This window comes from Spectribacter hydrogenoxidans (assembly GCF_031846275.1).
GTDB classification, from domain to species: domain Bacteria; phylum Pseudomonadota; class Gammaproteobacteria; order Nevskiales; family Salinisphaeraceae; genus Spectribacter; species Spectribacter hydrogenoxidans.
In genome coordinates, this window is record NZ_JAVRIB010000015.1 from 17,498 (window position 1) to 29,690 (window position 12,193).

11 protein-coding genes are annotated in these 12,193 nt (G+C 59.6%); 8 read left to right on the forward strand and 3 right to left on the reverse strand.

Annotated elements, in window-relative coordinates; all coding sequences use genetic code 11:
* Positions 1 to 24 precede the first annotated feature (24 nt).
* The 3 genes from RM532_RS15965 to RM532_RS13220 all read left to right on the forward strand — a co-directional run bounded on the left by RM532_RS15965 (position 25) and on the right by RM532_RS13220 (position 6,982).
* Positions 25 to 351 (forward strand): helix-turn-helix domain-containing protein, encoded by a 327-nt coding sequence (locus tag RM532_RS15965; protein WP_349255327.1) that lies wholly within the window; start codon positions 25 to 27, stop codon positions 349 to 351.
* A 791-nt stretch (positions 352 to 1,142) separates the two neighbouring features.
* Positions 1,143 to 1,490 carry a hypothetical protein gene (locus tag RM532_RS13215; protein ID WP_311653809.1) on the forward strand — a complete coding sequence of 116 codons (348 nt, stop codon included), beginning with the start codon at positions 1,143 to 1,145 and terminating at the stop codon, positions 1,488 to 1,490.
* Positions 1,487 to 6,982 (forward strand): hypothetical protein, encoded by a 5,496-nt coding sequence (locus RM532_RS13220; RefSeq protein WP_311653810.1) that lies wholly within the window; start codon positions 1,487 to 1,489, stop codon positions 6,980 to 6,982. The genes RM532_RS13215 and RM532_RS13220 overlap by 4 nt, the downstream gene beginning before the upstream one ends.
* Here RM532_RS13220 and RM532_RS13225 read toward each other — a convergent pair whose 3' ends face one another.
* Positions 6,983 to 7,399, reverse strand: a complete 417-nt coding sequence (locus tag RM532_RS13225; RefSeq protein WP_311653811.1) for a hypothetical protein — start codon at positions 7,397 to 7,399, stop codon at positions 6,983 to 6,985.
* A gap of 265 nt (positions 7,400 to 7,664) precedes the next feature.
* On the opposite strand from RM532_RS13225, the gene RM532_RS13230 reads away from it, so the two are divergent.
* Positions 7,665 to 8,015 carry a hypothetical protein gene (locus RM532_RS13230; RefSeq protein ID WP_311653812.1) on the forward strand — a complete coding sequence of 117 codons (351 nt, stop codon included), beginning with the start codon at positions 7,665 to 7,667 and terminating at the stop codon, positions 8,013 to 8,015.
* Entirely contained in the window at positions 7,991 to 8,641 is a 651-nt protein-coding gene (locus RM532_RS13235) for a hypothetical protein (RefSeq protein WP_311653813.1), read from the forward strand. Before RM532_RS13230 ends, RM532_RS13235 begins: the two co-directional genes overlap by 25 nt.
* 722 nt (positions 8,642 to 9,363) lie before the next feature.
* Here the strand turns inward: RM532_RS13235 and RM532_RS13240 are convergent.
* Both RM532_RS13240 and merR read right to left on the reverse strand, forming a co-directional pair.
* A protein-coding gene (locus RM532_RS13240; RefSeq protein ID WP_311653814.1) for an IS3 family transposase occupies positions 9,364 to 10,511 on the reverse strand; the annotation gives its coding sequence in 2 pieces (ribosomal slippage) (positions 9,364 to 10,271 and positions 10,271 to 10,511; 1,149 coding nt in all).
* A 237-nt stretch (positions 10,512 to 10,748) separates the two neighbouring features.
* Positions 10,749 to 11,195 carry an Hg(II)-responsive transcriptional regulator gene (merR, locus tag RM532_RS13245; protein ID WP_006911920.1) on the reverse strand — a complete coding sequence of 149 codons (447 nt, stop codon included), beginning with the start codon at positions 11,193 to 11,195 and terminating at the stop codon, positions 10,749 to 10,751.
* Between the two features lie 73 nt (positions 11,196 to 11,268).
* On the opposite strand from merR, the gene merT reads away from it, so the two are divergent.
* The 3 genes from merT to merF are packed head-to-tail and all read left to right on the forward strand — an operon-like array spanning position 11,269 to position 12,189.
* Positions 11,269 to 11,619, forward strand: a complete 351-nt coding sequence (gene merT / locus RM532_RS13250; RefSeq protein WP_027965778.1) for a mercuric ion transporter MerT — start codon at positions 11,269 to 11,271, stop codon at positions 11,617 to 11,619.
* Positions 11,620 to 11,632: 13 nt separating this feature from the next.
* Positions 11,633 to 11,929 (forward strand): mercury resistance system periplasmic binding protein MerP, encoded by a 297-nt coding sequence (gene merP / locus RM532_RS13255; RefSeq protein ID WP_022519794.1) that lies wholly within the window; start codon positions 11,633 to 11,635, stop codon positions 11,927 to 11,929.
* A 2-nt stretch (positions 11,930 to 11,931) separates the two neighbouring features.
* Positions 11,932 to 12,189: a mercury resistance system transport protein MerF gene (gene merF / locus RM532_RS13260; RefSeq protein ID WP_033988342.1), complete on the forward strand. Its 258-nt coding sequence runs from the start codon at positions 11,932 to 11,934 to the stop codon at positions 12,187 to 12,189.
* Positions 12,190 to 12,193 lie beyond the last annotated feature (4 nt).

Sequence of the window (12,193 nt, forward strand, 5' to 3'; positions counted from 1 at the left end):
AGTGTTTCCTGATGCGCAGGGTATATGATCAAGTGCGACACAAATGTATCAACTAATGATACAAACGTCAATAATAAGATTCATATTCGGCGAGGGGAGCCGTCCGTGATTCGTATCCTTTTCAAACAACTCCTTGATCAGAAAGCGTTTACTGAGCGCCGGCGCATAACCATGAATGAGGTTTGCGCTGAGACAGGGCTATCCAGACCAACGTTGTCGCGCATCGCGAATACGCCGGGATACCGGACCAACACGGATACGATCGACACCCTGTGCAGGTACTTCGAGTGCCAGCCTGGAGAGTTACTCACGTGGGTCGATGAAGACGCCGACGGTCGAAATGGAGGCTGACTAACTTCGATCGAGCCAATGCTGGGCCATGGCTGGGCCATATTTGGGCCATGAGCCGGAGTGCTGCCCGTCGCTTTGCAGTGGTGGGAGTCCGGCTGAAGAGCCGGCGGTGCGCAGGCCGGGCCAATTGACCGGACGGAAAAGGCTCTATTTCAGTTATTTGCAGGTAGGTCTTGCGACGCACTCGGCAGACCATTACAATGCGCGCTCACCGGTTGCGGGGTGGAGCAGTCTGGCAGCTCGTCGCTCATAACCCTAATGACGTAGAATGTGGCAAGAGATGGCTAGCGGGCATAATTGGTGTAAAGCGTTGTAAATAAATCAAATAACAACGTTACGTAGAACAAAAATACAACCAAATTAGCCCTGATGCCGCCGATTAGCGAGTTGTTTTTGAGGCAATAGAAGTCTACTCTAATCTGACCGTCGGACTTCGGTCGAATGCCGTCAATAAGCTTGTCACCAGTCAGCTGAACGAAGCCGTCCCGCGCCTGTGTGATGCCAGAGGCCGGCGGATGGCATGCGGTCGACTACACGACCTTGCACTGGCCCCCACTGAGCCGATCACACTAGCCGGCGGTGTGCCGGCAGCGCTCAGACTTGGCGGGTTACTCCACCGACTCGCAAGTAGCGTCGCACAAGACCGTCATCTGGATCGGAATGGTCTGCCATCGGCCAAACGCTGGTCCCGCCGAATCGAACCCCGAGAGCACTCCCTGCCGGTATCTAGTCTTGTATGGGGGACCACGACCGTAGCGGATTGTCGCGAGCTACCTCAGACGCGGCGGCTCTTGCTGACAATCCCGCATGTGGCCTTGGGAGAACTGGAGAAATGGGCACCGCCGGTCGTCCTGCCGGGCGCTAACGCCAGCAAGGCGCTCGTGATCGGTAACGTGCTGACGGCGGTTCTATTCAGGCATATCGATCCGTCACGCCAGATCAAGGTGCGCCGACTGAAGCGCAACACCAGCCTCCGTCGCTCCCTGGACGAGATCTGCGTGCTTACGCTCGCGGCGTTAGATCCCCTGTATCGCCGTACTCGACAACTGCTTCCCGGTATCGCCAATTCGCTCGAAGAGGCGCAACTGCTTAGTGGCTACAGTCGAGCGCGTTGCGCGCAGCTGAGGCGGGTGTCATGACGTCGGCGCTGGATAGGCTGGATCATGCGCTAGGCGGTAGGTGCAGCCGGAAATCCCTTGTCAGCGCACTTTATGTTCTTCGGGCACCGAAAAATTTGACTGCGATTACCGTGGCCGCGGGAGAGTTCCTCAAACGAGCGGAAGAATATTCAGGATTGCAGGTTGCACGGGAACTCCCGGATTATCGGGCTCGGTTGCACACGCTGTCCGAGATCGCACGTCTGGAAACCGATGATGCGATCCTGAAAGGCACCGTCATCGAAGGCCGGCAGCTCCCGCTTCGCCCGTACACAGGTGATAGTGCGATCTGCGAGGCTCTGCTGATCGATTCCGCCGGAGATAGCCAGCAGATCCAGGAGTTTCGGCAGCTCGGCGCGTGGTTCATCTGGCAGGCACAGCGGATGCACTTCAGATTCGCCGATGAATTGGAATATGAGCGTTATCTGCTGGACGACACCACCAGGTTGAACACCCGCCAACACGGCGGTCGGCTGTACTCCGCACTACTGGCGTTCCGGCGACTCGGCGATCCGGCGAGCGGTGATGTGCTCAACCGCATCGTGCGCGAGCTCCCCATGGACCTCGACGATCGATCCAGCCTTTTGCTCACGGCGATAGTGCATCTCATCAAGTCGAAGCATCCTAACCGGCAGCGTGAAATCCGGGATTTCGCTTCGAGCAAGCTGGGCTGTGGCTCCGATGAGTTGGATCGGCTCATGCCGATTGTAGCGGCGGCATTGCCAGATGAAATCGGTCGTCTACTCCGAACAAACTGGAATACAGAGGTCGCAGTATCGGGTCGCCACTCTCGTGGTGGCAGTGTCCGGGGGCGGCGGATTGATCGACCCCGAGTTCAGTACACCCGCCGACTGACACAGCTTTTCAGCAGGGTGCAGGAGGACGAGATTCATGCCGGTAGCGCGATCGAAATATTTGCCGCCCCTGAGGAAGCGGAGCCCGAAACACCATGGGTCGAGGATGACGACCCCGACGACAAGGTGCTCGCGGAACCGGATATCACCCTGTTCCTCGCCGACAGCACGGATCTTTACCGGGGCTTTTATGCAGCCAAGGGGGCGCAACATGCCCAGGAGTACGCCCAAGCACAGCTGCGATGGGCACGCTGGACGCTGAGTGAAGAGGCGATCGCAAGAGTAATAGAGCGGATCGCCACGGATGACCCCGGCGGTGATCTCGCTCATGAACCCTGGGCGCGTCTAGCGGTAGGATTGTCCCTGCTGACCGGACGCGCGCTCAGCGAAACAGCGAATGTTCTGGTGACGCGTTCATCGACAGCCCCTACCGACAATCGGCCGATCGTGGTCGATCTCGCGGCGCAATCCATCAGTGTGCGGGCGGGAACGCCCAAGCTAAGTCAGTCACCCACGGGTCTGACCCTGTGCCATCCGCATGTGAGCGCTCTAACGCTGCGGCTACCGGCTTCCTGGAGCGCGTTGCTGGACCAGGTTCGTGTTGCCAACTACTCAGCCGAAGGCAAGCCGCAGAGTGGGGCGCTTGCGCGAGCAGCGAGGAGCCTCTTGCGAAGCCTTGAGCCGCACTTGCAGGTAACCGAAACCGGTCTGCGATTCGCGCTCGTGCGCGCATTGGCAGAAGAGACCCGAGGTGACCTTGGCGCGCTCGGGGTGATCACTGACGGCGGCGAAGCCAACAGCGACAATATCGTTCATTACGCATCTTATGACGCGCGATGGCTGGCACAGCAGTGGCATCGGGCAGCCTCTCGGCTGGTGGGCGAATTGCCGTCGCCAGAAGCGCTAGCAACGGCTGGCCGCGTCGGTGCCATCCATGCGTTCAATGTCGAAAAGCTCGCTGCCTATGTCGCCGACATCAGAGATCGGCAGCTACAAGCGCGTGAGAGGGGCGAGCCCATCCGGGCATTCAACCTGGCCACACTTTACCTGTCCCTGTGGCTGAACCTGGCCGTGGCCGGCCGCAAGTCGCGGTCCCCGGTGCCCACTCTGATTCTCGACGATGGCTGGGCATTGGTCACCGACAAGAGCCGGGCCGATGGCAGCACCGACCGGCTGGTGCCCCTCACTGACAGCCTGCGGGAGCAGCTTGAATCCTACCTGGCGCTGGCGTCCGAGCTGTCGCTGACCTGCCCGGAACTGGATCCGCTGGTCAGTACAGAATTTGGCATCGAGGTCCGGCTGCAATATGTAAGGGCAAACGGGGAGGTGGTCCCCTACCAGCCCAAGTTCCAGGAAGCGCACGAAGACCTGGACGCATTGCCGGCTAACTGGGGGCGTAAGCTCGTGCGGTCCGAATCGGGCCATCTGCCCGGACGTTACCGAGATGCCGGGCTTGGACATTGGGTTCGTGGACGACATCCGCTCGGTGAGATTTCCAGCCTTAATTGCCGGCAATTCCGTGGCGCATGGCTGGCGTTGCAGGCGGATCTCGAACACCGGCTCGGTTTTTCAGTAGTACCGTGCCTGGAGCCGCCGACCGTGCGTCGGCCGCGGCCAGTTCGGCCGGCCACGGCCACCGGTAGTCGGCGGCCGGCGCCTACCGCGCCAAAGGCGCCTTCGCTCTTGCCGGATCAGGAGGTGGAACGGCTGTTCCGCGAGGAAAGCGACGCCACTTTTCAAAGCCTGATGGACACGCAGTATGACTGTGATCCGGGTCGTGCGATGGAGTTGGTTCGGCGTGTGACCAACCGAGATCCGCGTCGTCCCCTCGAGGAACGATTGATACTGGCGGAATCGGCCTGCACGTACTTGCGCAAGAAACGAAAGGTGCCGTTATTCGCGATGCGGCCGCGGCGCATGTTCTCGTCGCGCACTGTGCTGGTGGCTGGCGCGATGCGCACCTATTTGTACTGTCGGCAAGTGGTACTACCGGCTCTGCACAAGGACCTCGCCTATCTGCCGCCGCGCGGACAGATCGGCGAGCGGCGCGGCCTCATGCGGCCGCAGGATATTCGGTCCGTCGATCTCGGCAGGCTTGTCATGATCGCCATCTGGCGACTGGGACTGGCGCAATGGCCGCTTATCGAGGCCTGGTTGATAGCACTGGCGACCGGGCAATCCATTCTGGGCACCGGGGCAGTCCGTTACATGATCCTTGACACCGTCTATCGTCCGACGCGTGAGCCCATGCGGCGGACAGTGTTTCTGGATGACTTCACGACGGCATTGCTGGTCGGCGAGCGGCCCTACATCGGAGAACTGGCTCTGGAGTGGAAACAGGGGCACGGCAAACAGCCACCCAATGCCCTGCAACGCCGGTCGAAGGCGCAAGCCGCCATGAATCGTTACCTGAAATTCGTTTGCGCCGATCAGGAAAAGATCCGCTTGACCGCAATGGCTCAGGCGGCGGTACAGCACATCATGCTGCATAGCTCGCCAGTAGTCGCTGGCTATGCTGCCGGCGACTTTTTCAGCCAGGACCTGGACGACAGCGAACTGCGACGGCTTGGTGGACTGGCGCCGTATCGAGCCAAGGCGGGTCAAGCGCGTGTGTTAGCCACTAGGGAAAACGACGTCGAGGACGGTGACGTACCGCCCGATGTAGCCAGACAAGGAGCCGACGTCATCAGCGCGATGGTCCGACATCGCGGCTCTCATGTGGAACAGTGGGAGCGCTGGATCCGGCAGCATGAGTCGAAGTCGCCGGCGGAAAGGCTGATTCAGGCCTTTGCCCACTGGTTGCTGCGGCGAACCACTGAGCGTGCCAGCGAGACGTCTCGTAAGACATCCGGCGGTCGATTCAACACGCGTGCCCAGCGCTACTACAAGAACCGGATCAAGGTGGTGAGCCATGCCATATTCGGATTTGCCGAGGACTCGCCAGAGTGGAGCTATATCGATGAGAGCACCCTGGAAGCACTGGCCGAATTGAGCCTGCCGCATTTTCCGGAGCGTCTACACCATGGTGCCTGGGTCCAGTTCCACCGTTACCTGAAGGACGAGTATGCGGACCATGCCGGATACGAGATCGGGGATCTTGGCCTGCCGCGTGACCGCGCGGTATCTGCAAAACTGATCAGTCCGGACAATCTGACGCGGCTGAAGGCACTTCTCCCCTCGGCGCGTTCCGGGTTGACCAATCCCGCCTGGCGTATCGCCGCCCAGCGACATGTCGACCTGATAGCAACGTACGGTCTGCGGCGCGCGGAAAGTGAGCATCTGCGAGCGAAGGATGTTCAGGGGGATCTGACCCGCGTCCAGCATTACGATGAACACCGACTGAAAACGGCCAATTCCAATCGTGTCCTGCCGCTGTGTTTTGCGCCAGAGAGAGTACAGGAATGGATTGCCGAGGCACACGCGTCCGGCCAAGGCCGCCTGATCGATCCAGGAACGGATGTGACGGTGGCGGGGCACAATTTCTTTGCAGCACTGAACGACTGCATCAAGGCGGCTTGTGATGGTGATGATTCCATGGGATCGCACCACTTCCGGCATACGCTGGCGAGCCGGTTGACGCTGACCCTGTTGCGAGATGCCGTCGATCTGCCGGCGCTTTACGGCGATATGCCGTGGCTGGAACCGATGCTCCTTGACGATAGACAGATCGAGCTTCTGATGGGGGCCGAGGGTGATTGCGGGCAGGGCATGCGTGCGGTGAGTGCGTTGCTCGGACATTCCCATCCCACAACGACCATTCGCCACTACGTGCATGTATTCGGCCTGCTGCTGCATGCTGCCATGCGATCCCATGACCCACTCGATATCACCCGCAGCTTCGAGCGCAGATTTGCCAGTCGGGCGACGGTCCAGCGGTGGGCGCAGAAAGCGAGGACAACCGGGGGGGAACCTAGCCGGACCATCCGTGACTGCGTCGAGTCCTGGGCGGACGGCGGCGTCGATCTTGACGAGAGGACGCTCGAGGCAACATCCGGACAATCACCGGCCGAGAGGTCGGCGTCCGGTGCCCGAACCATCGCATTCGATCTACTAGAGGCAGTCGATCAATCCCTTCGAGGCGGGGTCGAGCTGGTCGATTCCGACATTCTGAGCGCTGCACGCAAGGGACTCGAAGGATTGCGGGCCGTTCCCAGCGGGAAAAAGGGCAGTGACCTGCCGCGCCACAGTGTCCTGTCGCCGGCTGGTCCGGGCGCGACACCATTACCCCCGCCGCTGCGTGCGAGAACGGCATCGGCCGCGGCGGAAGAGGTTTGTCTCTGGCTGGCTTATCTACAGCGGCATCGGCCTGTTGATCTGAGCTGGATACTGGACAAATGGGCCTATGCGACCGATGCGAAGTTCGGCCACATGCGCCTGGACTCGCCGGAAGAAGAGGAGCGGGCGTCGGGTATTCCAGGTACTGATCGTCTGAGCATCGTGTTCGAAGAGGCCGGGAGTTCGAGAAGGAAAACGCTGGTGCGACGTACCCATAAACAGTTTGCCCGCATACGCGTGTCCAGTATCGTCAAGGGCCGACCGACCGAGCGCGGACGAACACGCGGTGCCATCCGCTGGGCGATGAGCCATGCAGTGGCACTCCGGGGTGAGTTCGGCGCCTGACTAGCTCGTCGAGCGAGACTGTTTGGCGCGGTGTCGTTCGGTGAGGGTGTTTGCCAGCGTCTTGACTTCCTCTTCGTCATCTTCCGGCACCCACAAAGAAATCCGCTTGAGACCCGATTCGATTTTCTTCTGGTCGCATCTCGCCGTTCGTTTGGCGCCGCCAGAACGGTTTTGCTTTTTCGTTCTGATTACACCGTTGAAGCGTTCGCTGGCGTCATCCGGCGTCCGGTGGAGCCAGCCATCGAGTTCATGTTCGATGACGTCTGCCGATGCAGCATGACCGCCCCCTTGAGAGTTCTTGCCCGTTCTGGCGTCAGCACTAACGTCAGCGCTAACGCTGTTGCCCCGTCTCACTTTCTCTTCGGCTGGTTGTGGTGCGTGTTCGGTGCCGTCGAAGAAGTCTGCGTGTGAATGCATACCGGATGTCCAATCTGAGCGACTTGTTTAGCCTGACTGGGCACCCACCGGACAAGTGGGGGTTATAGGAGTGGAGATCTGCTGATACGGGGCACCATGCGGACTTGCCAGCCCGTTCTGGCGGGAGCGCGTTCAAGGGAGACGTTACACCGCTAATCCCTCCGAAAATCAGGGCTGTTTCGACGTGGCAATTTCTCGTAATGTGAAACGCGCCGCGCCATCCGTGGATGGAACCAAACAGGCAATTGCAATACGCGAGTGAGCCATGCAAGCCGAGCACATCGTCCATTTCCGTTACGGTTGGCCCATCGGGATGAAGTTGCGAATTCGGCCGGTTGATTGCCTGCCCGCCGAGTATCAGCACCTCGGTGGCTGTCTGGTCATCGTGACTGGGCTCGCCAACCAGAAAGTTTCCGGTATCAGCAAACAGTTCGTCTATCTGCTGCAAGGCCGAGACGAACGTTTCTCCAGCGAACGGATTCGACCCGAGGATCTGGAACTGATACCGGACATCGACCCTGTCGCGTACGAAACCAATCAGGCGGTCGTGGCCGCATTACCGGACATGTGGTTTCGGAGAAGGTGGACCAGATGGTCGGGCCGATCGGGGGCTTGATCAAGGAGAGACCAATGGCGCTAACGACTCCTGAAATCTGCGAACGCTACGCTCGTCTCATCAACTGGGAAGCGGAATCGGTTGATGCGTTCGTTGCACTGCTGCATCCCGAGGTGGAATGGGTCACCAAGAGGCGGCGTTTCAGCGGCAAGCGGCGGGTCGAACTGCTGCTCCGGCAGGCCAGGCATGCCAGACGGCGGACCCAGGGGCTGCATTACGTTGCCCTGGTCAGCGGCCATCCCAGGGACGACGGCAGTCATACCGATTGTGTGGTTACCGTGCCGATCCGCCAGCCGGACAAGCACGATAGCCGGACCTATTTCGCAACCGATGGCTGGTTCATCATCCATATGTTCACCTACCACGAATGGATGGACCGGGCCTGGCCCTACCCGGAGCGTCTGAAGCGAAAGCTCGCCGAGTTGCATAGCAAGGGCATCCCCATTAATCCCGTGCATCTCAGGCCACAGCCGCAGAAGATGGTATGGCCGGATGATGGTCGCAATCTGGAAGATGCCGACACGGATCGCGGACAAGGCGGTCTGAGAGTTATTCGTGAGCACGTGGCCGAGGCATTGGGCGCAAACGCGGTCGGGGAGCTGATTCCCGCTCTTGGGTTGGAATGATCGAACGGGCGAGACAGTCGTCCACTAAATGCCGGGAACTTCAGGAAGGTTACTAAACCGGGTAAGGAAATGGGTTTATCAGTCGTTCACTATTGCAGGATCGCCACTACCCAGTTATGCCGCTGATGGCTGGCACCTCACGCAGTAGGCTTGCCCGCCGGCAGCCCAGTGAAACACAGTAGCTGGCATCGCAAGGATGCAACTGGAAAATCGCACGCCCTTACATAAGACCTAGTGCGAGCCGAAGGACACATAGGTGAAGCAGAAAGGAATAAAGAGTGGTTGAGTATTGTCGGGAAATTGCCGTGAACGCAATGAGATGGATCAAAAGGTCGTTTCGATTCGGATTTCTGTCAATATTTCTGGCTATTTTCGCCCAGGTCTCCTGCACCCACACGGTTATGGAACCATCCAGAGATAAAGGCAAGACAAAAAAAGCTGGAGAACCGCCGGCGGTTACCGAATCTCCCATAAATCAGCCGAGGCGGGATAGGAGCAGAAATAACGTTCGAGATGCCCTGGATAGTGCGTTAACACTGCGCGCATTTGACTCGAACCAGAATCAGGTTGGCCAAGGTAGTGGCTTTTACATAGGCGAAGGGCGAGTGATCACGAACGCGCACGTTATCGCAGATTCAGATTTCATAGAGTTCTATGACGGAGATGGCACGCGGGTTGGCAGTGCCCCCTATGCGTCATTTATCGATCGGGTTCGGTCCCGCTCACACGGACGGTTTGGAAAGGGCGTGAAACTGCTGATCGAGTTTATCGAGTCTACGTTGCATCCTTGGGTTGTGAAATCGCTCGATGTAGTCGAAGACGTCTGAGCGAGCCTGGGCTCGGGTCAGGTATTTCCGTCGGCGGACCCGCTCGCGCTTGAGCACGCCGAAAAAGCCCTCGCAGGCGGCGTTATCACCGCAGTGGCCGACCGCACTCATGCTGCTGACGAGATTCTGGTCTTTGAGAAAGCCCTGCACCTCGTGACTGGTGAATTGCGTGCCGCGATCCGAATGCAGGATCACCGGCTGGCCGGGGTCCTCACGACGTCCCAGCGCGGCGGTCACCGCATCCAGCACCAGCTGACGCTGCTGCGTCGCGCCCATCGACCAGCCGATCACGAGCTTGCTGTAAAGGTCGATCACCACGCACAGAAACAGCCAGCCTTCGGCGGTGCGGATCTGGGTGATATCGGTCACCCATTTGGTGTTGGGCTCGAGCGCGACGAAGTCGCGCTCGAGATGATTGGCGATGCCGATGGGTCGCAGCCCCGATGGCTTGTAGCGCCAGGCCCTGGCCACGGGGATACCGTAGATGCCGTGGCGGCGCATCAGGCGTGCGACCCGATTGAGACTGGCCTGTTCGCCTTCAAAGCCGAGTTCTTCGTGCATGCGCCGGCGTCCCATCACGCCGAGATGATCGGCATGGATCGCCCGAATGCGGCTCAGTAGCCTGCGATTGTCACGTACGCGAGCACTGGGCCGGCGTTTCTGCCAGTCGTAGAAACCGCTGTGCGAGACCCGCAAACAGCGACACATCAGCCGCACCGGATAGTCGCCGCGGCCAGCATCGATCGCCTGGTACTTCAACTCGATTCCCTGGCGAAGAATGTGGCCGCGTCTCGCAAAAAATCGCGTTCCTTTTTCAGGCGCGCGTTCTCCCGCTTGAGCCGGGCCACCTCCTCGTCGCGGGGCGTACCAGTGCCGCCGAAGGCGGTCCGGCCTTGCTCGTCGATCTCGCGGCGCCAGCGACTGAGCAGGTTGGCGGCAATGCCAATGTCGCGGGCGACCTGGGTTACGCTGACATCCGGATGGCGGGTCAATTCAACCGCTTCGCGCTTGAACTCGGTACTGAATCTTCTTCGCTTGGACATGGACACTCCTTTGGGCCATTGTGACGCCTTTCGTAAGTGTCCGTGCTAACGGGACCGAACCCGAGCTTCGACCTGGTAGTGGAGATCATGCTCTTCCATCTTGGTGCCTAGGACGTGGTACTCGGGAAGGTGAAGGATGTTGTCAGGCAAGCTAGTCATGCAAACTTTCCTTGTCGACATGGTCCATAGATGATCGCGACTCTTTGACCGCGTTGTTTTCAACGAACTGAAGGTGAGTTACTCCCTTGGGTCTTCTGCTTCTCTGAGCCCTTCATGCAATGACGCAATTAGCGGGCAAGTGATATTGCCTTGTTGTGCATGGCATCTGTCGACCATTTCGCTCAGCACCTTCTCAATTCTTTCAAGCCTGTCGATCTTCTCGCGAACGTCCCCTAACTTGTGCTCTGCGAGAGCACTGGCTTCTTGACAGTGGGCGCCATCTTCCAGCCGAAGTAGGTCACTGATCTCATCCAGACTAAAGCCCAGCTGCTGCGCCGTTTTCACGAACGTCAACCTGTCGATATCGGCGGCACTATAGCGTCGAATACCTCCGGGAGGGCGTTCGGGCTCCGATAATAGCCCTCGTCGCTGGTAATAGCGGATTGTCTCGACATTGACGCCGGCCGCCTTGGCCAGGCCGCCAATGGTCATGGTGTCCGCCACTTTATCTGCATGTCTCTTCATGATGCTTGACTCCGTACCAAGCTACGGAAGTAACCTTATCGTAGCTCCCCCCATCCCGAAAGGAGAATCGTCAATGCGGACATCTAAAACGGGGCGAGGGCCCCTGGCCGCCGGAGGAGTCGCGGCCCTCCTGGCCTCGGCGTGTTGCCTCGGCCCGCTGGTGCTGATCACGCTGGGCGTTTCCGGCGCCTGGATCAGCAATCTGGCGGCGTTGGAGCCCTATCGCCCGCTCTTTATCGGCGTCGCGCTGGTGGCGATGTTCTTCGCCTGGCGTCGCGTCTTTCGGCCAGTGGAAAAGTGCCAGCCGGGAGAGGTGTGTGCCGTGCCACGGGTCAGGACGGGCTACAAGGCGATCTTCTGGCTCGTATCGCTGCTGGTGCTAATCGCCCTGGTATTCCCCTACATCTTGCCCCTGTTCTATTAAAAGGAGATCTACCATGAAAGCTCGTTTCGCCTTCATCGCGCTACTCGCCCTGCTCAGCACGCCCGCCTTAGCGGCCCTGCAGACCGTGACGCTGTCGGTGCCGGGCATGACCTGTGCCGCCTGCCCGATCACCGTCAAGGCCGCCCTCAACAAGGTGGACGGCGTCTCGCAAGTCGACGTGAGCTACGCGGATCTCGAGGCCGTGGTCACCTTTGACGACGCCCGAACGTCGGTGGAGGCATTGACCGAGGCCACCATCAACGCTGGGTATCCATCAACCCCGACATCCTCGCAAGCGGATCGAGAGTGATCATGAAGAATCCCAAGCCCCTGCTGCGCGTGAGCGTGATCGGCACCGTCCTGGTGGCATTGTGCTGCTTTACGCCGATCCTGGTGATCCTGCTTGGCACGGTGGGCCTGGCGGGGCTGACGGGCTATCTCGACGTTGTGTTATTGCCGGCCCTGGCCTTCTTCATCGGCCTGACCATTTATGCGATTTGGCGTAAGAAGCAGTTCGACGCCTGTTGTGACAACGGCTCTATCAAATCAAGGAATACGCCCCCTGAGTGACATC

What these genes read in the sequence shown, in the direction of transcription:
- RM532_RS15965 (WP_349255327.1), top strand. Translation starts at nt 25, where the DNA reads ATGATCAAGTGCGACACAAATGTATCAACTAATGATACAAACGTCAAT.
- RM532_RS13220 (WP_311653810.1), top strand. Translation starts at nt 1,487, where the DNA reads ATGACGTCGGCGCTGGATAGGCTGGATCATGCGCTAGGCGGTAGGTGC.
- RM532_RS13225 (WP_311653811.1), bottom strand. Translation starts at nt 7,399, where the DNA reads ATGCATTCACACGCAGACTTCTTCGACGGCACCGAACACGCACCACAA.
- RM532_RS13230 (WP_311653812.1), top strand. Translation starts at nt 7,665, where the DNA reads ATGCAAGCCGAGCACATCGTCCATTTCCGTTACGGTTGGCCCATCGGG.
- RM532_RS13235 (WP_311653813.1), top strand. Translation starts at nt 7,991, where the DNA reads ATGGTCGGGCCGATCGGGGGCTTGATCAAGGAGAGACCAATGGCGCTA.
- merR (WP_006911920.1), bottom strand. Translation starts at nt 11,195, where the DNA reads ATGAAGAGACATGCAGATAAAGTGGCGGACACCATGACCATTGGCGGC.
- merT (WP_027965778.1), top strand. Translation starts at nt 11,269, where the DNA reads ATGCGGACATCTAAAACGGGGCGAGGGCCCCTGGCCGCCGGAGGAGTC.
- merP (WP_022519794.1), top strand. Translation starts at nt 11,633, where the DNA reads ATGAAAGCTCGTTTCGCCTTCATCGCGCTACTCGCCCTGCTCAGCACG.
- merF (WP_033988342.1), top strand. Translation starts at nt 11,932, where the DNA reads ATGAAGAATCCCAAGCCCCTGCTGCGCGTGAGCGTGATCGGCACCGTC.